The 21202-nt window shown below is 69.4% G+C and carries 18 protein-coding genes; 12 read left to right on the forward strand and 6 right to left on the reverse strand.

What is annotated here, in order from left to right; translation table 11 throughout:
- The first annotated feature begins 30 nt into the window (after nt 1-30).
- The 4 genes from JIX55_RS34640 to JIX55_RS34655 all read left to right on the forward strand — a co-directional run bounded on the left by JIX55_RS34640 (nt 31) and on the right by JIX55_RS34655 (nt 4617).
- The gene (locus JIX55_RS34640) at nt 31-375 is read left to right on the forward strand and encodes a DUF3817 domain-containing protein (RefSeq protein WP_257567164.1); all 345 of its coding nucleotides are present in this window, start codon (nt 31-33) and stop codon (nt 373-375) included.
- Nucleotides 372-665, forward strand: coding sequence for an MTH1187 family thiamine-binding protein (locus JIX55_RS34645; protein ID WP_257567165.1), 294 nt, complete (start codon nt 372-374; stop codon nt 663-665). The genes JIX55_RS34640 and JIX55_RS34645 overlap by 4 nt, the downstream gene beginning before the upstream one ends.
- Before the next feature lie 235 nt (nt 666-900).
- Nucleotides 901-2658: a glycosyltransferase family 2 protein gene (locus JIX55_RS34650; protein ID WP_257567166.1), complete on the forward strand. Its 1758-nt coding sequence runs from the start codon at nt 901-903 to the stop codon at nt 2656-2658.
- Between the two features lie 3 nt (nt 2659-2661).
- Entirely contained in the window at nt 2662-4617 is a 1956-nt protein-coding gene (locus JIX55_RS34655) for a kelch motif-containing protein (protein ID WP_257567167.1), read from the forward strand.
- Nucleotides 4618-4658: 41 nt separating this feature from the next.
- On the opposite strand, the gene JIX55_RS34660 is transcribed toward JIX55_RS34655, so the two are convergent.
- Entirely contained in the window at nt 4659-5744 is a 1086-nt protein-coding gene (locus JIX55_RS34660) for a glycoside hydrolase family 6 protein (protein WP_257567168.1), read from the reverse strand.
- 191 nt (nt 5745-5935) lie between these two features.
- On the opposite strand from JIX55_RS34660, the gene JIX55_RS34665 reads away from it, so the two are divergent.
- The 3 genes from JIX55_RS34665 to JIX55_RS34675 all read left to right on the forward strand — a co-directional run bounded on the left by JIX55_RS34665 (nt 5936) and on the right by JIX55_RS34675 (nt 8681).
- Nucleotides 5936-6445, forward strand: coding sequence for a MarR family winged helix-turn-helix transcriptional regulator (locus tag JIX55_RS34665; protein WP_257567169.1), 510 nt, complete (start codon nt 5936-5938; stop codon nt 6443-6445).
- Nucleotides 6446-6502: 57 nt separating this feature from the next.
- The gene (locus tag JIX55_RS34670; protein ID WP_257567170.1) at nt 6503-6841 is read left to right on the forward strand and encodes a DUF3817 domain-containing protein; all 339 of its coding nucleotides are present in this window, start codon (nt 6503-6505) and stop codon (nt 6839-6841) included.
- A gap of 139 nt (nt 6842-6980) precedes the next feature.
- Nucleotides 6981-8681, forward strand: a complete 1701-nt coding sequence (locus JIX55_RS34675; RefSeq protein WP_257567171.1) for an acyl-CoA mutase large subunit family protein — start codon at nt 6981-6983, stop codon at nt 8679-8681.
- Here the strand turns inward: JIX55_RS34675 and JIX55_RS34680 are convergent.
- Nucleotides 8678-9319: a TetR/AcrR family transcriptional regulator gene (locus tag JIX55_RS34680; RefSeq protein ID WP_257567172.1), complete on the reverse strand. Its 642-nt coding sequence runs from the start codon at nt 9317-9319 to the stop codon at nt 8678-8680. The two genes, JIX55_RS34675 and JIX55_RS34680, sit on opposite strands and share 4 nt — an antisense overlap.
- A gap of 235 nt (nt 9320-9554) precedes the next feature.
- Here JIX55_RS34680 and JIX55_RS34685 point away from each other — a divergent pair, with 235 nt between their 5' ends.
- The 4 genes from JIX55_RS34685 (at nt 9555) to JIX55_RS34700 (ending at nt 14006) form a co-directional block, all read left to right on the forward strand.
- Nucleotides 9555-10532: a tetratricopeptide repeat protein gene (locus tag JIX55_RS34685; RefSeq protein ID WP_257567173.1), complete on the forward strand. Its 978-nt coding sequence runs from the start codon at nt 9555-9557 to the stop codon at nt 10530-10532.
- Nucleotides 10533-11224: 692 nt separating this feature from the next.
- Nucleotides 11225-11860: a DUF6230 family protein gene (locus tag JIX55_RS34690; RefSeq protein ID WP_257567174.1), complete on the forward strand. Its 636-nt coding sequence runs from the start codon at nt 11225-11227 to the stop codon at nt 11858-11860.
- A 165-nt stretch (nt 11861-12025) separates the two neighbouring features.
- Nucleotides 12026-12661, forward strand: a complete 636-nt coding sequence (locus JIX55_RS34695; RefSeq protein WP_257567175.1) for a DUF6114 domain-containing protein — start codon at nt 12026-12028, stop codon at nt 12659-12661.
- Nucleotides 12651-14006, forward strand: a complete 1356-nt coding sequence (locus JIX55_RS34700; protein ID WP_257567176.1) for an MSCRAMM family adhesin SdrC — start codon at nt 12651-12653, stop codon at nt 14004-14006. Before JIX55_RS34695 ends, JIX55_RS34700 begins: the two co-directional genes overlap by 11 nt.
- 106 nt (nt 14007-14112) lie before the next feature.
- Here the strand turns inward: JIX55_RS34700 and pyk are convergent, their stop codons facing one another.
- The 3 genes from pyk to pta all read right to left on the reverse strand — a co-directional run bounded on the left by pyk (nt 14113) and on the right by pta (nt 19033).
- Nucleotides 14113-15543: a pyruvate kinase gene (gene pyk / locus JIX55_RS34705; RefSeq protein WP_257567177.1), complete on the reverse strand. Its 1431-nt coding sequence runs from the start codon at nt 15541-15543 to the stop codon at nt 14113-14115.
- Nucleotides 15544-15707: 164 nt separating this feature from the next.
- A complete protein-coding gene (locus tag JIX55_RS34710) occupies nt 15708-16916 on the reverse strand; it encodes an acetate kinase (RefSeq protein ID WP_257567178.1) in 1209 nt (402 codons plus the stop codon).
- 32 nt (nt 16917-16948) lie between these two features.
- On the reverse strand, nt 16949-19033 hold the full coding sequence (pta, locus tag JIX55_RS34715) for a phosphate acetyltransferase (RefSeq protein WP_257567179.1): 2085 nt from the start codon (nt 19031-19033) through the stop codon (nt 16949-16951).
- A 227-nt stretch (nt 19034-19260) separates the two neighbouring features.
- On the opposite strand from pta, the gene JIX55_RS34720 reads away from it, so the two are divergent.
- A complete protein-coding gene (locus JIX55_RS34720) occupies nt 19261-20286 on the forward strand; it encodes an ATP-dependent 6-phosphofructokinase (RefSeq protein ID WP_257567180.1) in 1026 nt (341 codons plus the stop codon).
- Between the two features lie 17 nt (nt 20287-20303).
- Here JIX55_RS34720 and JIX55_RS34725 read toward each other — a convergent pair whose 3' ends face one another.
- On the reverse strand, nt 20304-21104 hold the full coding sequence (locus JIX55_RS34725; protein WP_443046597.1) for an XRE family transcriptional regulator: 801 nt from the start codon (nt 21102-21104) through the stop codon (nt 20304-20306).
- Nucleotides 21105-21202 lie beyond the last annotated feature (98 nt).

A 21202-nucleotide genomic window follows, 5' to 3' on the forward strand; every position in this document is an offset into this window, starting at 1 on the left:
TCGCCCCGCCGACCCCACCGAAGGTGACCCGTGGACATAAAGACCGTCTCCGCCCTCCGCCGCCTGCGCCTCGTCTCGGCCCCCGAGGCCGTCTCCTTCCTGCTGCTGCTCGTGTGTTCGGTGCTGAAGCGCACCACGGAGTTCAACGCGGTGCCCGTGATGGGCTGGGTCCACGCCATCCTCTTCCTCCTGTACCTGGTCTTCTGGGCCGACGCCTGGAACCGCACCAAGTGGTCCCTGAAGACCGCCGCGCTCTACTTCGCCCTCTCGGTCCTGCCCACCGGCGGCTTCTTCGCCGACCGCAAGCTCCGCCGCGAGGCCGAGACCGCGGTGATCGCGTCCCGCGCCCGCAAGGAAGGGATCGTGAACGCGTGATCGTCGCCTTCTCCGTGACCCCGCTGGGCGTCGGCGAGGACGTGGGGGAGTACGTCGCCGACGCCGTACGGGTCGTCCGTGAATCGGGTCTGCCGAACCGGACCGACGCGATGTTCACCTCGATCGAAGGTGACTGGGACGAGGTGATGGACGTCGTACGGCGGGCCGTCGCCGCCGTCGAGGAACGGGCACCCCGGGTCTCCCTCGTCCTCAAGGCGGACATCCGTCCCGGCGTCACGGACGGCCTCACGTCCAAGGTCGAGACGGTGGAGCGGCACCTGTCCACGTAGTCGGTGGTTGCTCGCGCAGGCCCCCACGCCCTGAAGCGAAAAGCAAGGGTCGCGCCCCCGGCTTCCAAGGGACGTGGGGGACCGCGCGATCGGCCCCCCCGGGCCCGCGGCCGCCATACCCGCGATCCCTCCCGAGTTATCAGGCATCCAGCCCATTTGGCCCCTTTGGGCTCGCCCTACCCCCACAACGGCCCTTTCGTATAGGTATCGGCTCGTTCGATCACTGGAGGGCGTTGTGCGGCAGGAGGGCTACGACTACGACACCCACAGCAGACTTGCCGGGCCGCTCACGGAGCCGGCCGGACCGGTGTACCGCGTGCGGTACACCAAGCTCCTCGCGAAAGAGCCGCACCGAATACGGGCCGTCCTGCTGATGACCCTGGCGCCGCTGCTGACCGGCGTCCTGCTCGTCTATCTGGTCTGGCCCACCCACTGGGTGGAGCGCGAGGGCGGGGACACGTGGCTCGTGGGCCTCGACATCACGATGCTGGCAGCCATCGGGCTGATCGAGCTGTTCATGCTCGTCAACGTCGTGTCGATCGCGCACGCGACGATGGTCGCGCGTGATCCCCTGCCGGTCGCCCCCCAACCCGGCACCCGCGTCGCCTTCCTGACCACATACGTCCCGGGCAAGGAACCCCTCGCCATGGTCCGGGCCACCCTGGAGGCCGCCACCCGGGTCCGGCATGCCGGCCACCGCAGCGTCCTCGATGTATGGCTCCTCGACGAGGGCGACGACGAGCAGGCCAAGGCCCTCTGCGCGGAACTCGGCGTACGGCATTTCACCCGCAACGGCGTCCCCGAGTGGAACCGGCCGAAGGGCGTCCACAAGGCCCGTACCAAGCACGGCAACTACAACGCGTGGATCGCCAAGCACGGCGACGCGTACGAGTTCTTCGCCTCGGTCGACACCGATCACGTACCGCTCCCCAACTTCCTGGAGCGGATGCTGGGATACTTCCGCGACCCGGATGTCGCCTTCGTCGTCGGACCGCAGGTGTACGGGAACTACGTCACCCCGGTCACCAAGGCCGCCGAATCCCAGCAGTTCCTCTTCCACGCCCTCATCCAGCGTGCCGGCAACCGCTACCGCGCCCCCATGTTCGTCGGCACCAACAACGTCGTACGCGTCGCCGCCGTGAAGCAGATCGGCGGGCTGCACGACTCGATCACCGAGGACATGGCCACCGGCTTCGAGCTGCACCGGCACCGGAATCCGAGGACGGGCAGGCACTGGCGGTCCGTGTACACGCCCGACGTCCTCGCCGTCGGGGAGGGACCGGCCTCCTGGACGGACTTCTTCGCGCAGCAGATGCGCTGGTCGCGCGGGACGTACGAGACGCTGTTCAAGCAGTACTGGAAGGCGCCCTTCACGATGCCCTGGGGGCGCCTCTTCTCGTACACGCTGATGCTTGTCTACTACCCGATGACGGCCCTCAACTGGCTGCTGGGCACCGTCAGTTGTGTGCTGTTCCTGTGGTTCGGCGCGTCCGGGACGCAGGTCACCGCATCCGTGTGGCTGATGCTCTACAGCGACGCGGCCGCCCTCCAGGTGGGGCTGTACCTGTGGAACCGCAGGCACAACGTCTCGCCGCACGAGCCGGAGGGGTCGGGCGGGCTCGCCGGCATGGCGATGTCGGCGCTCTCCGCGCCCATCTATCTGAAGTCCCTGTGCGCCGCCCTGCTCCGGCTGCCCTGCCGTTTCGTCGTCACACCGAAGGGCGGTGACGCCAGCCCCGACCGGCTGCTGACCTTCCGTATCCACCTCTTCTGGGCGGCGGTCCTCGCCGCGTCGCTGACCGCGTCGTTCGTGCTCGGCCACAGCCATGTGGCCATGCGCACCTGGGCCGTCCTCGCCATGGTGATCTCGCTCGCGCCCGTCGGGGTGTGGGCCGTCACCCGGCTCGCCGACGGCAAGGAACCCGTGCTCGTTCCCCCGCCCACCCCCACGCCCGCCCCTTCCGTCTCCGGCACCACGACAGGAGGCAAGTAGGCCATGGCCCCGCAACTGTCGAAGAAGGCCAAGAAGACCGTGCTGGGCATCGGCGGCGTAGCGCTGCTCGCGGGCCTCAACGCCCCGGCGGCCATCGGTTTCGCGCAGGAGCGGTACTACGAGTGGAAGATCGCCCAGCCCGGCTACAAGGCCAAGTACGGCTCCTGGACCCAGGTCGACATCCCGAAACGGTTCCGCACCAACGCCATCCACGCGGCCCTGCTGCACACCGGCAAGGTGCTGATCATCGCCGGGTCCGGCAACGAGCAGAAGAAGTTCGACAAGGGGTCCTTCGACACCGTCCTGTGGGACCCGGTGAAGAACACGTACAAGAAGATCCCCACCCCCGTGGACTTCTTCTGCGCCGGGCACGCCCAACTCCCCGACGGCAACCTCCTGGTGGCCGGCGGCACCGCCCGCTACGAGCTGCTGGAGGGCGAGGTCGAACGCGCCGGCGGCGGTATGCGGGTCAAGAACGAGAACCCCGACAAGGCGGTCGTCCTGAAGAAGGGGACCCGCTTCCGCTCCCCCTCCGGCGGCGAGTACGTCAGCCGCTTCGACGTCACCGTCCCCAAGGCCAAGCGCACCTTCGACATCACCTACGACGCGGCCGGCGTCATGCGGCCCTGGAAGACCAGGGTCGTCGCGAGCGAGGCCCGGGTCTTCGTCGAGGCCGTCGACAAGGGCGCGGAGTCCGTCATGCCCCGCCAGGCCCAGTACGAGATCCTCGGGCTCGACGACGAGGACGCCGAGAACACGTACGGCCTCTCCGAGAAGATCACCCTGGACAAGCAGGACTTCCAGGGGATCAGGGCGGCGTACGAGTTCGACCCGAAGGCCGAGAAGTACGTGCCGGTCGCCCCGATGGAGAAGGCCCGCTGGTACCCGACGCTCGTCGGCCTGGCGGACGGGCGGGTGCTCGCCGTCTCCGGTCTGGACGACGTGGGGGTCGTCGACCCCGGTGACAACGAGATCTACGACCCGAGGACGAAGAAGTGGAAGCCGGGCCCGAAGCGGTACTTCCCCACGTATCCGGCCCTCTTCCTCACCCAGGGCGGCAAGCTCTTCTACCCGGCCTCCAACGCGGGCTACGGACCCGACAACCTCGGCCGCGACCCCGGCGTCTGGGACCTGAGGACCAACAGGTTCCAGAAGGTGAAGGGCCTCACCGACCTCGACCGGACGGAGACCTCGGCATCCGTGCTGCTGCCGCCCGCCCAGGACCAGAAGGTGATGATCCTCGGCGGCGGAGGCGTCGGCGAGTCCAAGAAGGCGACCTCCCGCACCGCCGTCATCGACCTGAAGAAGGACAACCCGGTCTTCGAGGACGGCCCCGACCTCCCCCAGGGCACGCGCTACCTGAACAGCGTGCTCATGCCCGACGACACCGTCTTCACCTCCAACGGCGCCGGCGACTACCGCGGCCGCAGCGCCAGCAACATCCTCAAGGCGCAGTTCTACGACCCGAAGTCCAACTCCTTCCGGGCCGCCGCCGCCCCCAGGGTCGGCCGCAACTACCACTCCGAGGCCCTGCTCCTGCCCGACGGCCGCGTCGCCACCTTCGGCTCCGACCCGCTCTTCGACGACCAGCAGAACACCAAGCTGGGCCACTTCGAGCAGCGCATGGAGATCTTCACGCCGCCGCTGCTCCACAAGTACGGCGAGAAGCGGCCCGTCCTCGGCGACGGCCCCCAGGAGGTCGACTCCAAGGGCCGCGCCACCTTCGCCACCGCCCACCCCGAACGCGTCGCCGACGCCCGCCTGATGCGCCCCAGCGCCGTCACCCACAGCACGGACGTCGAACAGCGGTCCATCGCCCTGGAGGTGACGAGGACCCGCGACTCGATCACCGTCGACGTACCGGACGACCGGACCCTCGTCCCGCCGGGCTGGTACATGCTGTTCGTGACGGACGGGGAGGGGACGCCGTCGAAGGCGAAGTGGATCCAGTTGCGGTGACGCGGATTCGGCTGCTCCGGGTGCAGTGACGGGGGCGGCCACTACGCCTTGGAGTTGCGCGCGAGCCCCAGCGCGTAGTCCGGCCACCACTGCCCCGCCGCCGGTCCGCCGCGGCACTCCCCGTCCGACTCGCCGGGCCGCTTGATCCAGAGGTAGGCGTCGAGGGCCGGTTCGCCGGTGTCGGTGGTCGGCGGGGTGCCGAGGGCGCGGCCGGGCGGGTTGCACCAGGCGGTGCCGCGGTCGCCGTTCAGCGGGCCGTTGCCGTTGCGGCTGGTGTCGACGACGAAGTGCTTGCCGCCGAGGGCGTCGGAGAGCCGCAGGCCGTACGACGTGGTCGCGGCGTCGGTCTGGAAGTTGGAGACGTTGAGGGAGAAGCCGTCGGCGCGGGCGACGCCCGCGCGGCGCAGCGGGTCGACGAGTCTGCCGGGGTCGTCGATCCAGGCCGGGTTGCCGGCGTCGAGGTAGACCTTGGTGTTCGGCTGCCGCTTGAACCGGTCGATGGCCTCGCCCAGCAGCCGCTCGCGTTCGGCGTGGTACTCGCCGGGGGTGCAGCCGTCCACGATGTGCGCGATCGCGTCGGGTTCGAGGACGACCAGGGCGTCGCTGTCGCCGATGGCGTCCGCGAAGGCGTCGATCCACTCCCCGTAGACGGCGGGGTCGTGGGCGCCGCCGGCCGAGTGCTGGCCGCAGTCGCGGTGCGGGATGTTGTACGCGACGAAGACCGCCGTGCGGCTCGCTCGGCCCGCGGCCTTCGTCGCCTCCTCGATCATCGGCACCGGGTCGTCGCCGGCGGGCCAGCGAGCGGTCGGCCGGTCGGCGATCCGGCGGAGCAGCAGCGCGTCCTTCTTACGGCCTGCCCGCTCCCACACGTCGACCTGCCGGGCGGCAGGGCTCGACGGGTCGACCCAGAACGGGGACCGGGAGACCGGCCGCGCCGCCTCCCCGGCCGGCTTCTCGGTGGCCCCGCCGATGACGGAGGCCTCGCCGACCCCGGACGGGGCCTTGGACGAGCAGCCCAGGACGAGCCCGAGCGCCGCGAGGGCGGAGAAGGCGGCGAGAACGCGGAGGGGCTTGCGGGGCGAGGTGCGAAGCGGCGTGCGGGGCGACGTGCGGATCAGCCGGGACATGCTGTTCCCTCTGCTCCCTGGGAAGGGGACGTTAAGTGGTGATTAATCCACAATCGTTCCACGGAGTGACGGATCGACTGGGCTGCGACACCGGTCGGAAGGTGCCGTGGGGGCGCCGTGCGGCCTCCGTGGGCCGACCGATGGGCGAGACGGGGCTGACCGGCATGTGACCGGCCGGTAAGGTCGTTGCCGTGCCGAAGCCGCTCAGCCTCTCCTTCGATCCCATCAAGCGCGCCGACGAGCACTGGAAGCAGCGCTGGGGAAACGTGCCGTCCATGGCCGCGATCACCTCGATCATGCGCGCCCAGCAGATTCTGCTGGCGGAGGTGGACGCGGTCGTCAAGCCGTACGGGCTGACCTTCGCGCGCTACGAGGCTCTCGTGCTCCTCACCTTCTCCCAGAAGGGCGAGCTGCCGATGTCCAAGATCGGCGAGCGGCTCATGGTCCACCCCACGTCCGTGACGAACACGGTCGACCGCCTGGTGAAGTCGGGCCTCGTCGACAAACGCCCCAACCCCAACGACGGCCGCGGCACCCTCGCCTCCATCACCGACAAGGGCCGCGAGGTCTGCGACGCCGCCACCCGCGACCTCATGGCCATGGACTTCGGTCTCGGCGCCTACGACGCCGAGGAATGCGCCGAGATCTTCGCGATGCTCCGCCCGCTGCGGGTGGCCGCGGGGGATTTCGAGGAGGGCTGACCCGGCCGCCGAGGGGCGCTCGAAGATCGCTCGAAACCGGTGGTTACGCTCATAGGCATGAAAAAGAGCGTGCTGACCCGCTACCGCGTCCTGGCCTATGTCACCGGTGTGCTGCTGGTCCTGCTGACCCTCGGCGTGATCGCCAAGTATCTGCTCGAGCTGGACGGCGCCGACAGCTTCACGCAGGTCATCGGTATCGCGCACGGCTGGCTGTACGTGCTGTACCTGGTCTTCGCCTTCGATCTCGGTTCCAAGGCGAAGTGGCCGGTGCGCAAGCAGCTGTGGGTGCTGCTGGCCGGAACGATCCCCACGGCGGCCTTCTTCGTGGAGCGCCAGATCACCCGCGAGGTCGAGGACAGGATCACGGACGGCTCCCCCGCCGTCGCCAAGGCGTGAGACCCGGCCGCACCGGCTGACCTGCCTCGCCTCATCCGGCCTTGCCTCGCCGCACCGCCTGACTCCCCTACCGCCGCACGGACACCCGTACGGCGGTCTGCCATCGACATTTACTAGGACGTCCTAGTAAATTGGGGTCATGGACGCTGACGCCATCGAAGAGGGACGCCGACGCTGGCAGGACCGCTATGACGCCGCTCGGAAGCGGGAGGCGGACTTCACGACGCTTTCCGGGGATCCGGTGGAGCCTGTGTACGGGCCCCGGCCGGGAGACGCGTACGAGGGGTTCGAGCGGATCGGGTGGCCGGGAGAGTATCCGTTCACCCGGGGGCTGTATCCGACGGGGTACCGGGGGCGGACGTGGACGATCCGGCAGTTCGCGGGGTTCGGGAACGCCGAGCAGACGAACGAGCGGTACAAGATGATCCTCGCCAACGGGGGCGGGGGATTGTCCGTCGCGTTCGATATGCCGACGCTCATGGGGCGGGACTCCGATGATCCGCGGTCGCTCGGCGAGGTCGGGCACTGCGGGGTGGCGATCGACTCCGCCGCCGACATGGAGGTGCTGTTCCAGGGCATTCCGCTGGGGGACGTCACCACCTCGATGACGATCAGTGGGCCCGCTGTTCCTGTCTTCTGCATGTACCTCGTCGCCGCCGAGCGACAGGGCGTCGATCCCGGCGTGCTCAACGGCACGCTCCAGACCGACATCTTCAAGGAGTACATCGCGCAGAAGGAGTGGCTCTTCCAGCCCGAGCCGCATCTCCGGCTCATCGGTGACCTCATGGAGCACTGCGCGGCCGAGATTCCCGCGTACAAGCCGTTGTCCGTCTCCGGCTATCACATCCGCGAGGCCGGGGCCACGGCCGCGCAGGAGCTGGCGTACACGCTCGCGGACGGGTTCGGGTACGTGGAGCTGGGGCTCAGCCGGGGGCTGGGCGTCGACGTGTTCGCGCCCGGGCTGTCCTTCTTCTTCGACGCGCATCTCGATTTCTTCGAGGAGATCGCCAAGTTCCGTGCGGCGCGCCGGATCTGGGCGCGGTGGATGCGGGATGTGTACGGGGCGCGGACGGACAAGGCGCAGTGGCTGCGGTTCCACACGCAGACCGCCGGTGTCTCGCTGACCGCGCAGCAGCCGTACAACAACGTGGTGCGTACGGCGGTGGAGGCGCTGTCGGCGGTGCTCGGCGGGACCAACTCCCTGCACACCAACGCGTTGGACGAGACGCTGGCGCTGCCCTCCGAGCAGGCCGCCGAGATCGCGCTGCGGACGCAGCAGGTGCTCATGGAGGAGACCGGGGTCGCCAACGTGGCCGATCCGCTGGGCGGTTCCTGGTACGTCGAGCAGCTGACGGACCGGATCGAGGCGGACGCGGAGAAGATCTTCGACCAGATCAAGGAGCGGGGGCTGCGGGCGCATCCGGACGGGCGGCATCCCATCGGGCCCGTCACGTCCGGGATTCTGCGGGGGATCGAGGACGGGTGGTTCACCGGGGAGATCGCGGAGTCCGCGTTCCGGTACCAGCAGGCCCTGGAGAAGGGGGAGAAGCGGGTCGTCGGGGTCAACGTCCACCATGGGTCCGTGACCGGGGATCTGGAGATCCTGCGGGTCAGCCATGAGGTGGAGCGGGAGCAGGTTCGGGTACTGGCGGGGCGGAAGGCGGGGCGGGACGACGTGGCTGTGCGTGCCGCCCTCGACGGCATGCTGGCCGCCGCGCGCGATGGGGCCAACATGATCGGGCCCATGCTCGACGCGGTGCGGGCCGAGGCGACGTTGGGCGAGATCTGCGGGGTCCTGCGGGACGAGTGGGGGGTGTACACGGAGCCGGCGGGATTCTAGGCCCCGTTGCCGGGCGCTGCCGCCCCCCTGATGCCCAGCAGCAGCAGTCTCGTGAAGTCCCGTACCCATTCCTCGTCCGCCGGTCGCGCGCTGACGAGGGTGCGGTGGACCACCGCGCCGGCTACGACGTCGAAGATGAGGTCGGTGGTGCGGGCGGCGGTGGAGGGATCGGTTTCCGGAGGGAGTTCGCCGCGGTTCTGGGCGCGCGTGCGGCCCTCCAGGACGAGGCGTTTCTGGCGGTCGACGATGGAGGCGCGGATGCGTTCGCGGAGGGCGTCGTCGCGGGTGGACTCGGCGATCACCGCCATGAGGCCGCTCTTGGCCTCCGGGCGGGCCAGGATCGCCGCGAACTGCAGCACCACGCCCTCGATGTCGGCGGCCAGGCTGCCCCGGTCGGGCAGGCGGAGTTCGTCGAAGAGGGCGGCCACCGCGTCCACGACCAGTTCGCTCTTGCCGGCCCAGCGGCGATAGAGGGTCGTTTTCGCGACGCCGGCCCGCGTGGCCACGTCGCCCAGTGTCAGCTTCGACCAGCCCAGGTCGACCAGCGCCTCCCTGGTCGCCGCCAGGATCGCGGCGTCCGCGGCGGCGCTGCGCGGGCGGCCGCCCGTCGCGCGGGAGGCGGGGGTGCGGCTCTGCATCCGCCGACCATATCCGGCCGTTCCCGAAGTTCCCCGGGGAGTCGTGAGGCAGATCACTGGGGAGTGGGTACAGAGGGGGGTACAGAGGAGTTGCCCGCGACAGTTACGCTACGACTCGTAGCGAAAGCGAGTCCGGGGGTAGTGCCGAGTGGGGACCCGGCGCCACCCGGGGACGGACCGGGCCGGCTTTCTGGACGCTTTTCACGTGCGTGCTCGGAAGGGGGAGGATGTACTCATGCAGCCACGGAACATGTCCATGAGCGGAGTCGTCGACCTCGCCGCGGTGAAGGCGGCCCAGGAGGCCAAGGCGAAGGCGGAGCAGGCGCGCGCCGAATCGGCCCGGCAGGGCGGGGGAGGAGCGGTCTCCCCGGCCGACCTGGTCATCGACGTCGATGAGGCCGGGTTCGAGAGCGAGGTCCTGCAGCGGTCCACCGAAGTGCCCGTCGTCATCGACTTCTGGGCCGAGTGGTGCCAGCCCTGCAAGCAACTCAGCCCGGTGCTGGAGCGGCTCGCCGTCGAATACAACGGCAAGTTCGTCCTCGCCAAGGTCGATGTCGACGCCAACCAGATGTTGATGCAGCAGTTCGGGATCCAGGGGATTCCGGCTGTTTTCGCTGTGGTGGCGGGGCAGGCGCTGCCCCTCTTCCAAGGGGCCGCCCCCGAGCAGCAGATCCGCTCCACCCTCGACCAACTCGTCCAGGTCGCCGAGCAGCGCTTCGGTCTCACCGGCCTGGTGGTGGACTCGGACGCCCAGCCCGACCCCGCCGCCGAAGCGGCCCCGCAGATCCCGGCCGGCCCATACGACCACCTGCTCGAAGCCGCCGTACACGCCCTGGACGCGGGCGACTTCGGCGGTGCGGTGCAGGCGTACAAGAACGTGCTGAGTGACGACCCGGGCAACAGCGAGGCCAAACTGGGCCTCGCGCAGGCCGAGTTGCTGCAGCGCGTGCAGGGCGCGGACCCGCAGGACGTACGCAAGGCGGCCGCCGAGAACCCGGGCGACGCGCAGGCGCAGATCGCGGCGGCGGACCTCGACCTCGTCGGCGGGCATGTGGACGACGCGTTCGGTCGACTCATCGACACGGTGCGGCGCACGGCGGGCGAGGACCGGGACGCCGTACGGCTGCGGCTGCTTGAGCTCTTCGAGGTGGTCGGCGGCGACGATCCGCGGGTGGCCGCGGCGCGGCGTGCGCTGGCGCGGGCGTTGTTCTGACGCCGCTTCTGAACCGTTGCCCCGGCTGAGTGTCGGCTGTGGGGGGCGGGGGCTCGGGGCTCCGGGACCGTTCGGTTCCGGAGTGCCGGGACGGGTGTTGCCTGAGTGAGAGATTTGGCGACACAGCGACACCGCGGCCGCGCTTTGCCAAATCTTGGTAATCGCGGCCGCTGTTACTGGCAGTAAGAGAAAGTCGTCGTTCTGTCGGACTCTGTCCAACTGTCAACCGGTGTGTCGCCTCACTCGACGCCACCCAGGGTCGCTGGCCGATGCCGATGGGTCGTTGTTCGGTTATCCGTCCGTTACTAGCCAGTAACGACCCCCTTGCGGGGGCGGCGAGAATGCACCACGATCGGCGACGCTCGGTCCGTTCCCGTACCCCGCCAGCCAGTCGGGTCAACGGTTTTTCTGGGTCCCCACCGAGTAGAGCGGGCGACAGTGGCGCCGGCTCTTGGACAGGGGGGTCTCCGCTCAACGGCGGAGCCTGTCCAGCAGGTTGTGCGTGATGCGTGTCAGGCGCGACCAGTGGTTGTCGCTCGGGGGTGATCGCCGGTGATTCGGGCGCTTTTCGCGCTGCCGAGCGCGGGCGCTCTCCTTCCCGAGGACGTAGCACTTCTCCCATCCCTGCTCGGCCGAGCCGCCGCCAAGGGGCGAGCCGGTAGCAGGAGATGTACGTCCGAGAAGGAGGAAATATGGAGTCCCAGGTGCGTGGCGGGACCAGATGGAAGCGGTTCGCTGTGGTCATGGTGCCCAGCGTCGCCGCCACAGCAGCGATAGGTGTCGCCCTCGCGCAGGGTGCTCTCGCGGCGTCGTTCAGCGTGTCGGGCCAGTCGTTCAAGGTGACGGTGGACCGGCTCGAGGGTACGGGCTTCTCGCAGTACGGAGCGCTCGACGAGGGCTACACCCTCAAGGGCGAGAAGACGGTTCACCCCGTCGCCGTTTCGGCGTTCAAGTCCGCGCAGCTCACCAACATGTGCCAGTCGGTCGTCACCCCGGGCGTCCCGTTTCTCGGTAGCGTCAGCCTCAAGCTGACCGCCGGTACCGGTGGCAAGAAGGTTGAGGCCGAGAACCTCTACATCGACGTCGAGGAACTCTCGGGCGATGCCGTCTTCAAGGGCATCGACATCGGTGTGGCGGCCAAGGACGCCAACAAGGGTCCGGGCATGAAGGGCGGCTCGGAGCAGGCCAACCCCTACGGGTTCTCGCAGCAGGCCGACACGGCCACGCTGACCGACGTGAAGCAGACGGCGTGGGCGACCACTGCCGGAACCTTCAAGCTGAGCAACCTGAAGATGTCGCTCCACAAGGGCACCGTGGAGTGCTACTAGGCACTCCCTGGGCGGGTGAGGGGGCCTGTGCTTCTTCGCCCGCCCGTCTTTCTCTCCGTGCGCTCCGTCGCGCACGCGAACTCCGTACGTGAATTCCGTGCGCGCGCTTCGTACGTGCCGTACGTGAACTTCTCATAGCAACACCGTTCCAGGGAGCTGTTGTCCATGAGCGCCGAGTCAACGGGGCAGAACGAAGACTATCTGCGCGCCTTTCGGCGGCGCTTCCGCGACTGGAGGGGCTCACGTCCCTTCTGGGCGGGCCTGTTGGTACTGCTCGGCGGATTCCCGATCATGTACCTGCCGTATGCGGAGCTGCAGCTCGGTCACCTGACACTCGCCATGTCGACGACGGGTGGCGCGGGTTCCCTCATCATCGGCGTCCTGCTGGTGGTGCTCGGGGTCAGCCTGTGGTTCCAGCGGCATGTACGCACCTTCGCCGGTACGGCGGCGATCCTCCTGGCGCTCGTGTCCATCCCGGTCTCCAACCTCGGTGGCTTCGGGGTCGGCTTCCTGCTCTCCCTGATCGGCGGTGCGCTGGCCATCGCCTGGGCGCCCGGTCACGAGGAGGAGGCGGTGGCGTCCACCTACAAGACTCCGAAGCGGACCCCGGCTCCCCAGGACACGGCCCCGCAGAACACGGCACAGCAAACGGCACAGCAAGGCGTCGACCCCCTGCGCAAGGGCGACGCCCCGGAGACCGCCGCGGCGGGCTCGGTGAGCGGGGCGACGAACGGCGAGGGCGACGACCTGTCAGGTACCACCCCCACGAACGGGACGAACGGGAGGCACAGTGCCGGCTGACGAGGTGACCCACGGGACTTCGGTGGGAGAGTCCCGTGCGAGATCCGGACCGCGGCACGCGGCGCCCAAGAAGCCCCTTCTCACCCGGCTGAACATGCCGGCGGGCAAGGCGATAGCCCTGGCGGCGATGCCGACGGCGGTCCTCATGGGCATGGGCTTCACGCCCACCCTCGCCCTCGCCGAGGACCCCGCGTCGCGGAGCCTGACGGCGGACGAGTACAAGGACTGCGTGGAGGCCCTGGAGGCCTCCGAGGAGGGCACGGACACCTCCGCCTCGCCGACCCCGACACCGACCGCCTCCGCCTCGGAGAGCGCCGACTCCTCGGACGACGGGGCCACGGACGAGGACACGTCCGCGGGCGACGACTCCTCCGACGACAGCTCTTCGGACGACTCGGCATCCGACGACACGTCCTCGGACGACTCCTCTTCGTCGGATTCAGGTTCCGACGACAAGGACACGGCCGACGACACCGCGGACAAGAGCGCCACCGACGCCACGGCCACGCCGTCGGCCACCGCCCCCGAGAGCGGGAGCGGCGGCAACGTCCTGGACGACATCGGCAACGCGATCGAGGACCTGTTCACGCCGGAGGACAAGGAGACGGCGAGCGCCACGCCGACGGACTCGGCCAGCCCGTCCCCCTCGCCCTCGGCCTCGGAGGAGACCTCCGGCTCGGACGAGGACACGGACTCGGACTCCGCCAAGGACGCGCAGGACACCGCCGAGGACGCCACCGACACGGTCGAGGACACCGCGAAGGACGTCACGGACACCGCCGAGGACACGGAGGACGCGGCCGAGGACACCGCCGGCGACGCCACCTCGACGCCGAGCCCGTCCGCGAGCGAGAGCACGGACACGGACGGCTGCCCGGTCGCCACCGACGACGAGAGCGGCGTCGAGAAGGGCATCCCCGCGCTGCCCGACGACCCGTGGTACCTGAACGCCAGCTCGCTGCTGCTGAAGGGCGCCGACTACAAGGGCATCGTCAAGGTGAGGACCGCCGACGGCACGGTCAAGGAGGTCCTGAAGTACGTCGTCTCCGACGGCTCGGACATCGGTGACCTGCACCAGACGGTCGCGGACAAGCAGGCCGGCGTGACCTACCACGTGCAGGCCGGCAAGGGCACGACGTCCACGATTCGCGACGGCCAGACGGTCATGTACACCGAGAGCATCTCCGGCAACCTGCTCGGACTGATCCCGGTGACCTTCGACCCGAAGCACCCGCCGCCGCTGAACATCCCGCTGATCTACTTCACCAACGTGAAGGTCGTCCAGGCAGGCCAGTTCGGCGGAACGCTCACCGTGCCGGGCATGCGCCAGTACATGACCGACTGAGCAGCCGGTCACCCCCCCAGATCCCCTCCGGGAGCCGCACATACCGAGGGCGCCACCTGCTTACCAGGAGGCGCCCTCGGTGCTGTCGTACGAGGTGACGGCGGCGTCAGTCGCGGGCGCCGCCGCCCAGGTGGTGCACCCGGACCATGTTCGTGGTGCCCGGGACACCGGGGGGCGAACCGGCGGTGATGACCGCGATGTCGCCCTCCTGGAAGCGGTTGAGCTTGATCATCTCGTGGTCCACCAGGTCGACCATCTCGTCGGTGCTGTTCACGAACGGCACGACGTGCGACTCGACACCCCAGCTGAGCGCCAGCTGGTTACGGGTGGACTCGTCGGTGGTGTACGCGATGATCGGCTGGGTCGCGCGGTAGCGGGACAGCCGACGGGCGGTGTCGCCGGACTGGGTGAAGGCCACCAGGGCACGGCCACCGAGGAAGTCGGCGATCTCGCAGGCGGCACGGGCGATCGAACCACCCTGCGTCCGCGGCTTCTTGCCCGGCACGAGCGGCTGCAGGCCCTTGGAGAGGAGCTCCTCCTCGGCCGCCGTGACGATCTTCGACATCGTCCGGACCGTCTCCAGCGGGTACGCGCCCACGCTGGACTCCGCCGACAGCATGACCGCGTCCGCGCCGTCCAGGATGGCGTTGGCGACGTCGGACGCCTCGGCGCGCGTGGGCCGGGAGTTGGTGATCATCGACTCCATCATCTGGGTCGCCACGATCACCGGCTTGGCGTTGCGGCGGCACAGCTCGATGAGCCGCTTCTGCACCATGGGGACCTTCTCGAGCGGGTACTCGACGGCCAGGTCGCCACGGGCGACCATCACGCCGTCGAACGCCATCACGACGTCCTCCATGTTCTCGACGGCCTGCGGCTTCTCCACCTTGGCGATGACGGGGACCCGGCGGCCCACCTCGTCCATCACCTTGTGGACGTCCCGCACGTCGCTCGCGTCCCGCACGAAGGACAGCGCCACCAGGTCGCAGCCCATCCGCAGCGCGAACCGCAGGTCCTCGACGTCCTTCTCGGACAGCGCCGGCACGTTCACGGCCGCGCCGGGCAGGTTGATGCCCTTGTGGTCGGAGATGACACCGCCCTCGATGACCTCCGTCCGCACCCGCGGACCGTCGACCTCGATGACCTTCAGCTCGACGTTGCCGTCGTTGATCAGGACCTGGTCGCCGGGGCCCACGTCACCGGGCAGACCCTTGTACGTCGTACCGCAGATCTGCCTGTCGCCCGGCACGTCCTCGACGGTGATGGTGAACTCGTCACCGCGCACCAGCTCCACCGGACCCTCGGCGAAGGTCTCCAGACGGATCTTCGGGCCCTGGAGGTCGGCGAGGACACCGATGGCCTTGCCGGTCTCGGCGGACGCGGCCCGGACCCGGTCGTAGCGGCCCTGGTGCTCGGCGTGGCTGCCGTGGCTGAAATTGAAACGGGCCACGTTCATGCCGGCCTCGATGAGGGCGACCAGTTGCTCGTGGGAGTCGACCGCGGGGCCGAGAGTACAGACGATTTTCGAACGGCGCATGGGGCGATCCTATCGGTTTGTTTCGCTACGGAATATTCCGTCTGGTGGAATATGCACATGGGCGGCTATGCGCTCAGTCGTGTTACCGGCGTGTATTGCTCAGCTGTTCTGTTCTTTGCTCAGTTGTCTTTGCTCAGTTGTCCTTTTCGAAGCTCATATGTGGTTCAGGTGTTCTTTCCGACCAGGGCGTACGTCTGTGCCGCGATCTCCAGCTCCTCGTCCGTCGGCACCACCGCGACCGCGACCCGCGCGCCGGCCGGCGAGATCAGCCGCGGCCCGTCGCCCCGTACGGCGTTCAGCTCGCCGTCGACCGCGAGGCCCAGGCCCTCCAGGCCCGCCACGGCGGCCTCCCGCACGGGCGCCGCGTTCTCGCCGACACCCGCGGTGAACGCGACCGCGTCCACCCGGCCGAGCACCGCGTAGTAGGCACCGATGTACTTCTTCAACCGGTGAATGTAGATGTCGAAGGCCAGCTTCGCCCGCTCGTCGCCCTCGTCGATACGCCGGCGTATTTCCCGCATGTCGTTGTCGCCGCACAGCCCGATCAGACCGCTCTTCTTGTTGAGGAGAGTGTCGATCTCGTCCGTGGACATTCCGCCAACGCGCATCAAATGAAAGATGACGGCCGGGTCCATGTCTCCGGACCGCGTACCCATCACCAGCCCCTCCAAAGGCGTGAGCCCCATGGAGGTGTCCACACACCGGCCGCCCTCGACCGCCGACGCGGACGCCCCGTTGCCGAGGTGCAGCACGATGACGTTGACGTCCTCGGGTGCCTTCCCCAGCAGCTCGGCGGTCGCCCGGGACACGTACGCGTGCGAGGTGCCGTGGAATCCGTAGCGCCGGATGCGGTGCGCGTCGGCCGTCTCCACGTCGATCGCGTAGCGGGCGGCGGATTCCGGCATCGTCGTGTGGAAGGCCGTGTCGAACACGGCGACCTGTGGGAGGTCGGGCCGCAGGGCCCGGGCGGTCCGGATCCCGGTCAGGTTGGCCGGGTTGTGCAGCGGCGCCACCGGGATCAGCCGCTCGATCTCGGCGAGCACGGCGTCGTCGGCGACGGTCGGGTGCGTGAAGCTCTGCCCGCCGTGCACGACACGGTGCCCGATGGCGGCCAGCTCGGGGGAGTCGAGGCCGAGCCCGTCCGCGGCCAGCTCCTCGGCGACGGCCTTCAGGGCGGCCTCGTGGTCGGCGATCGGGCCGGTGCGCTCGCGGGAGTCGCCACTGCCCACGTGTGTGTGCTTCAACCGGGAGGTCTCCTCACCGATGCGCTCCACCAGACCCATGGCGAGACGGCTGTTGTCGCGCATGTCGAGCAGCTGGTACTTCACGGAGGAGGAGCCGGAGTTGAGGACGAGGACACGGTTCGCGGTCACGGTGGTGGGGTGCTTTCTGCTGTCGGCGGCGGTCACTTGGCGGGAGTCTGGGCCTGGATCGCCGTGATGGCGACCGTGGTGACGATGTCCTGGACGAGCGCGCCCCGGGACAGGTCGTTGACCGGCTTGCGCAGCCCCTGCAGCACCGGCCCGACCGCGAGCGCGCCGGCCGAACGCTGCACGGCCTTGTAGGTGTTGTTGCCGGTGTTGAGGTCCGGGAAGATCAACACCGTTGCCTGGCCCGCGACTTCGGAGCCCGGCAGCTTGGTCGCCGCGACACTCGGCTCGACGGCGGCGTCGTACTGGATCGGCCCCTCGATCTTCAGATCGGGCCGCCGGGAGCGGACGAGCTCGGTCGCCTCCCGCACCTTGTCGACGTCCGCGCCCGAGCCGGACGTACCCGTGGAGTACGACAGCATCGCGATCCGCGGCTCGACCCCGAACCGCAGGGCCGTCGCGGCGGACTGGATGGCGATGTCGGCGAGCTGCTCGGCGTTCGGGTCCGGGTTGACCGCGCAGTCGCCGTACACCAGCACCTTGTCGGCGAGGCACATGAAGAAGACGGACGAGACGATGTCGGCGTCCGGCTTGGTCTTGATGATCTCGAAGGCGGGCCGGATGGTGGCGGCGGTGGAGTGCACCGACCCCGACACCATGCCGTCGGCGAGCCCCTCCTGGACCATGAGTGTGCCGAAGTAGTTCACGTCGGACACGACGTCGTACGCCAGCTCGATGCTGACGTTCTTGTGGGCGCGGAACTGGGCGTACTTCTCGGCGAACATGTCCCGCCACTCGGCGGTCGACGGGTCCACCAGCTGGCTTTCGCCGAGGTCGATGCCCAGGTCGGCGGCCTTCTTGCGGATCAGGTCGACGGGGCCGAGGAGGGTGAGGTCGCAGACCCCGCGCCGCAGCAGCACCTCGGCCGCGTGCAGCACACGCTCCTCCGTGCCCTCGGGCAGGACCACGCGGCGCCGCTCGGAACGGGCCCGCTCCAGCAGCGTGTGCTCGAACATCATCGGCGTGACGCGGTCGCTGCTCGGCGCCGAGACCCGGGTCCGCAGCTCGGTGGTGTCGACATACCGCTCGAACAGTCCCAGCGCGGTCTCCGCCTTGCGCGGTGTCGCCGCGCTCAACTTCCCCTCCATGGAGAAGAGTTCGGAGGCGGTGAGGAAGGAGCCGGTCTCGACGGCGACCACGGGGGTGCCGGGCGCGAGGCGGGCGGCGAGGGTGAGGACCTCGTCGCTGGGCCGCTCGTTGAGGGTGAGCAGCACACCGGCGATCGGCGGGGTCCCGGCGCTGTGGGCGGCCAGCGCCCCCACGACGAGATCCGCGCGGTCGCCGGGCGTGACGACGAGACAGCCCGGGGTCAGGGCGTTGAGGAAGTTCGGGAGCATGGCACCGCCGAAGACGAAGTTCAGCGCGTCGCGGGCGAGGCCCGAGTCGTCGCCGAGCAGCACCTTGCCGCCGAGCGCGTGGGTGATCTGGGCGACGGTCGGCGCGGAGAGGGCGGGCTCGTCGGGGAGCACGTAACAGGGCACGGGCAGCGGGAGCCGCGAGTCGCCGAGGCGCTCCGCTGTCTCGGCGCGGTCGGCGGGCGCGACGCGGTTGACGACCATGGCGAGCACGTCACAGCCGAGGCCTTCGTAGGCGCGGTACGCGTTGTGCGTCTCGGCGGCGACGGACTCGGCGGTCTGCTTCCGCCCGCCGACGACGGAGATGACGGAGGCGCCGAACTCGTTCGCGAGCCGGGCGTTGAGAGCCAGCTCGTCCGGGAACTGGGTGTCGGCGAAATCCGTACCCAGGACGAGGACGACGTCGTAGTCACGGGCGACGGCGTGGAACCGGTCGACGAGCGTCGAGACGAGCTCGTCCGTGCCGTGCTCGGCCTGGAGGGTGGACGCCTCGTGGTAGTCCATGCCGTACACGGTCGCCGGGTCCTGGGAGAGCCGATAGCGGGCGCGCAACAGTTCGAAGAGCCGGTCCGGACCGTGGTGCAGCAGAGGCCGGAACACCCCCACCCGGTCGACCTGGCGGGTCAGGAGCTCCATGACCCCCAGCTCGACGACCTGGCGGCCGTCGCCGCGGTCGATCCCGGTCACGTACACGCTGCGCGTCACGTGTGCTCTCCGTTTCGTGTGGTCGTGGGGTGCGGAAATCACCGTCGCGGCGGACGGAAACCCTCTTGACAATACCCTCGCGGGTGGCTAAGGCGCCCGTCAGGTCGCGGTCCCGCCGAAGGACCTGTAGGGGCGCGGCGGCCCCCAGCGAGCCGTGAAACAATCGGAATGACTCACAAGTACCAGCACCGAGCAGGACGATCAGGACGAGCAGGAGACACAGCACGATGCGTATCGGAGTTCTCACCGCAGGCGGCGACTGTCCGGGCCTGAACGCAGTGATCCGGTCGGTCGTGCACCGAGCGATCGCCCAGTACGGCGACGAGGTCATCGGCTTCGAGGACGGCTACGCCGGCCTGCTCGACGGCCGCTACCGCAGCCTCGACCTGGAGTCCGTCAGCGGCATCCTCGCCCGCGGCGGCACCATCCTCGGCTCCTCCCGCCTCCAGCGCGACCGCCTCCGCGAGGCCTGCGAGAACGCGCAGGACATGGCGCACCGGTTCGGTATCGACGTACTGATCCCGATCGGTGGCGAGGGCACGCTGACGGCGGCGCGGATGCTGTCGGACGCGGGCCTGCCGGTGGTCGGCGTCCCGAAGACCATCGACAACGACATCTCGTCGACGGACCGGACGTTCGGCTTCGACACGGCGGTGGGGGTCGCCACGGAGGCGATGGACCGCCTGAAGACGACCGCCGAGTCCCACCAGCGGGTGATGGTCGTCGAGGTCATGGGCCGGCACGCGGGCTGGATCGCGCTGGAGTCCGGGATGGCGGCGGGTGCGCATGGGATCTGTCTGCCCGAGCGTGCTTTTGATCCGGCCGACCTGGTGAAGATGGTCGAGGAGCGGTTCTCGCGCGGCAAGAAGTTCGCGGTGATCTGCGTCGCGGAGGGCGCCCACCCGGCCGAGGGTTCCATGGACTACGGCCACGGCGAGATCGACAAGTTCGGCCACGAACGCTTCCCGGGCATCGGCGCGGCGCTGGCGTACGAGCTGGAGCGCCGCCTCGGCAAGGAGGCCAAGCCGGTCATCCTCGGCCACATCCAGCGGGGCGGCACCCCGACCGCGTACGACAGGGTGCTCGCCACGCGCTTCGGCTGGCACGCGGTCGAGGCCGCGCACCGGGCCGACTTCGGCCGGATGACCGCGCTGCGCGGCACCGAGGTGGTGATGGTGCCGCTGGCGGAGGCGGTGACCGAGCTGAAGACGGTGCCGAAGGATCGGATGGATGAGGCGGAGTCGGTGTTCTAGGGATTCCGGGAGGTTTTCTAGTACGTCGTCGGTCGCTGGATCAGTGACCAGAAGTGGTCGACGATCCGGTCCAGGTACGCGCGGCCGGAGTCGCCCGAGTCGGCCGCCGCGGTGCCGTCGGCCCAGGTGAGGGTGGCGGCCGTACGGCCCTGGTAGTCGGTGTGCATCTCCTGGAGGACGTCTTCCAGGAGGCGCCGGTCGAGGGACAGCAGCTTGGCGGTCGGCCGCACGTGCGCCTGCCAGCGCGTGGTCACCGCGCTGTGAAGCAACTCGGTCAGTTTCGCCTCGCGTCCCGTGACGGTGATCAGGTCGGGCATCGAGAGGTCGAGCACGTCGGCGAGCGCGGCGGACTGGCGGTCCGTGCCGCGCCATTCGTCGGTCTCCTCCATGCGGAGATACGTGGAGAGTTCGAGGCCGACGGCGTGGGCGACGTCTTCCGCGGCGAGGCCGCGGGCCATGCGGTGTTCGCGCAATGTCCTGGGCGCGCCGATGAGTTCATCGGGTGAGCACCACAACGCGCCCGCGAGCGCGGTGAGTTCGGGGCTCGTCGGCGCGATCGCGCCGTGTTCCCAGGCGGCGACCAGGTCCGGGGTGACGTACGGGAGCCCGTACGAGGAGCGCATGCCGTAGGCGACGTGCTCGGGTCCCATGCCGAGGGCGATGCGGAGTTTTCGGGCGGTGGGGGCGTTGAAGGGTGGGGTGAGTGCGGGTGAGTCCGGTTGCTCCAGCGGGTGCCGGGGCGGGTGCCGGGGTGCGTGCTGGAGCGGGTGCCGGGGCGGGTGCTGGGGCTGCCGTTCGTTGGCTGAGCGTCGGTGCACGCGCACAACGTAGGGGGGCGGGACTGCGGTGACTACGCGCTGTTCGGCCACAATCACGGATTGTAGGAAGCTACGGTTTGTGGGAGTGGTGTGCTCCG

The organism is Streptomyces sp. DSM 40750 (assembly GCF_024612035.1).
Lineage (GTDB): Bacteria > Actinomycetota > Actinomycetes > Streptomycetales > Streptomycetaceae > Streptomyces.

Excerpts from the sequence above, each read along its gene's own strand:
- JIX55_RS34655 (WP_257567167.1), top strand. The coding sequence starts at position 2,662 with ATGGCCCCGCAACTGTCGAAGAAGGCCAAGAAGACCGTGCTGGGCATC.
- JIX55_RS34660 (WP_257567168.1), bottom strand. The coding sequence starts at position 5,744 with ATGTCCCGGCTGATCCGCACGTCGCCCCGCACGCCGCTTCGCACCTCG.
- JIX55_RS34670 (WP_257567170.1), top strand. The coding sequence starts at position 6,503 with ATGAAAAAGAGCGTGCTGACCCGCTACCGCGTCCTGGCCTATGTCACC.
- JIX55_RS34675 (WP_257567171.1), top strand. The coding sequence starts at position 6,981 with ATGGACGCTGACGCCATCGAAGAGGGACGCCGACGCTGGCAGGACCGC.
- JIX55_RS34680 (WP_257567172.1), bottom strand. The coding sequence starts at position 9,319 with ATGCAGAGCCGCACCCCCGCCTCCCGCGCGACGGGCGGCCGCCCGCGC.
- JIX55_RS34685 (WP_257567173.1), top strand. The coding sequence starts at position 9,555 with ATGCAGCCACGGAACATGTCCATGAGCGGAGTCGTCGACCTCGCCGCG.
- JIX55_RS34690 (WP_257567174.1), top strand. The coding sequence starts at position 11,225 with ATGGAGTCCCAGGTGCGTGGCGGGACCAGATGGAAGCGGTTCGCTGTG.
- JIX55_RS34695 (WP_257567175.1), top strand. The coding sequence starts at position 12,026 with ATGAGCGCCGAGTCAACGGGGCAGAACGAAGACTATCTGCGCGCCTTT.
- pyk (WP_257567177.1), bottom strand. The coding sequence starts at position 15,543 with ATGCGCCGTTCGAAAATCGTCTGTACTCTCGGCCCCGCGGTCGACTCC.
- JIX55_RS34720 (WP_257567180.1), top strand. The coding sequence starts at position 19,261 with ATGCGTATCGGAGTTCTCACCGCAGGCGGCGACTGTCCGGGCCTGAAC.